The organism is Leptotrichia sp. OH3620_COT-345, assembly GCF_003932895.1.
GTDB lineage: Bacteria > Fusobacteriota > Fusobacteriia > Fusobacteriales > Leptotrichiaceae > Pseudoleptotrichia.
In genome coordinates this window covers 1-2,246 of the sequence record NZ_RQYW01000047.1, presented here as the reverse complement: position 1 = coordinate 2,246, position 2,246 = coordinate 1, and the positions used below count along the sequence as shown (strand labels likewise).

General features: G+C 30.1%; 2 protein-coding genes. Both read right to left on the bottom strand.

Annotation, left to right across the window (positions count from 1 at the left end; all coding sequences use genetic code 11):
* Positions 1–372 (bottom strand): hypothetical protein (locus tag EII29_RS11170; protein WP_148096427.1); only part of this gene is annotated, 372 nt, incomplete at its 3' end.
* Positions 373–377: 5 nt separating this feature from the next.
* Positions 378–2,246, bottom strand: a 1,869-nt coding sequence (locus EII29_RS12240; RefSeq protein ID WP_158612531.1) for a hypothetical protein, incomplete at its 5' end; no start/stop codon positions are given.

The following is a 2,246-nucleotide window of genomic DNA, read 5'->3' as shown; positions in this document are numbered from 1 at the left end:
CATAATAAATAAGTTATCTGTATATCTGTATCCTATATCATCTCCTAATGCCCCCTCTCCTGGAATAAATCCATAATATTCTTCTTCAAACTCCTTAAAATATTTTGATTTATACTCTTCTTTTCCTTTCTTTCTTATTCCGTAACTATAATATCTTATAAATATGCTTCCCGGCATTATTCCTAATACATTTACTTCGTACTTATCTTTATCTACTATTAAATTATAGTCTCTTTTCATTTCTATTACTATGTTATTTAATATTTCTTTGCTTTCTTTCCTATGTTTTGCATCTTTTATTAACTTTAATATTTTTCCACATTGTGAAAGTAACAGGAGAAATGTCAACGTTAGTATTAAACTCTTTTTCATAGCTATCACTTCTTCTCTCTATTCTTAGTCTTTTCCGGTTTTACTGGAGCATTTATTATCATATACCACCCTTTTTCTCCTATTTCATTTACTCTATGTGGGTCATACTTTTTCTTTTCCTCTATGTAAAACTGTCCTGACGTTTCATATGTTGCTATCGTCTTTGTTCTTTCTAAATTCTTATTTACTCCTCCCGTAAATATCTCAAACGGTCTTATCCCATACATTCCAGGATTAAATTTACTCGTTATTATTCCATCAACTTTTTTTGTTTCATTTAACAATCCATTTTTTGGATTTACTATTAATATACCTGATGTATGTGGTCCTATGCTCTGTCTCGGTGCCGGATCTGATCCTATTGCCTGAGAATTTGGGGTATAAGAAACTGCATGTGTACCTGCTCCCATTGACAGTGAATGCCCTCCATATACATTGCCTCTTGCTGCTCTTCTCTGTGCTTCTTCTTCACTGTAGCCAAGTTTTTTCAGTCTATTTGTTTCCTCTTTTATTGTATTTTCATAATACCCTCTTAAATCTACATATTGTTTAGGTGTATTAGGTATACCGCTCATATATGTTTCAGTTTCCCATTTCTTATAATCCTGACTCGGAGTAGATAAAGTTTTATTTATATCAGTTACTTTCCTTATTATATTATTTACACTTTTTGTATCTATTCCTTTCATAGTTAATATTTTCAAATTTATGTCTGTTATTTCTTTACTTATTTCTGCTTCATTTTTTATTATATATGCACCTCGTGCAATATAGTTTCCTGCTTTTGCAATCGGATTTATTGGTAACTGCATATTTCCAAACATATTATTAAACCAGTCATCATCTCCTGCAACATCTCCTAATTCAAATCTCCCTTTTTCTATTGCATTTTTTCCTATACTGACTGCTTTATTTTTTGCCCAGTTAATTAAATCAGGGTTACTACCTTGCCCAAGAGTAAATGTCAATCCTGTCTGTATATCTTTTACCTTTACTATTTCCAATCCTGAAGGTGTTCTATAGGAATCCATTATCTGCATTGGTCTTCTTTCTTTACCATTTTTAAAATATATATTCTCTACTTGACCAACCTTATCTCTATAATCAAATATGGTAAAATTTTTTGCATTTTCAGGTTTAGAATAACTCTGATATTGTGCAATCTCTATAGCTGTATCAAGACTCATTCCTCTTAAATTAATATCACTTACCAGTTGTCCCGGATTTTCCATATATGCTATTATTCTTTTATCCATTTCTTCTTTAGGCATTTTTTTACCTGAGTCTTTTTTATATGCTTCTGTCTGTCGTCTTAAATTTTCTAATACAACTCCTCTTGCTTCTCCTTGCATATTAAAATAATAGAAAATATTATCATAACTGTCACCGCTGTTTACTATTTTTTCTAATAACTCTTTTTCTTTCAAGTTATTAATATATTTCTTACCTAACGGATCTTTAAAAATTTCCTTTGTTTTCTTTTCATTACTTTCATCTTCTCTTATTTCTTTATATTTTCTTTTATATTCCAGTTCTGTCATTATATTGACTTCTTTTTCAAGTTTTTCTCCTTTTAATTTATCCTTTCTGTATTTGTTTATATTTTTTTTTGTATGTTCCTTATATTTTTTTACACTTTCTTCTGTATTCAAATACTTTTGCGCTTTAGATACATTTTTTAGATAGTCTGCTTTTCTTTGATATTTTCCGTTTATTACCGTTTTTCCGTCTACTCTGTCATCTCCTGTAAGTTCCTTAAACTGCATATCCTTATCTGTATATCTGTTAAGTCTTACTCTGTCTTCATCTGTAAGTTGCGACATTAAAAGGTCTATTATCTTACCGTCTTTTAAATACCCGTTTTCCTTTACTTC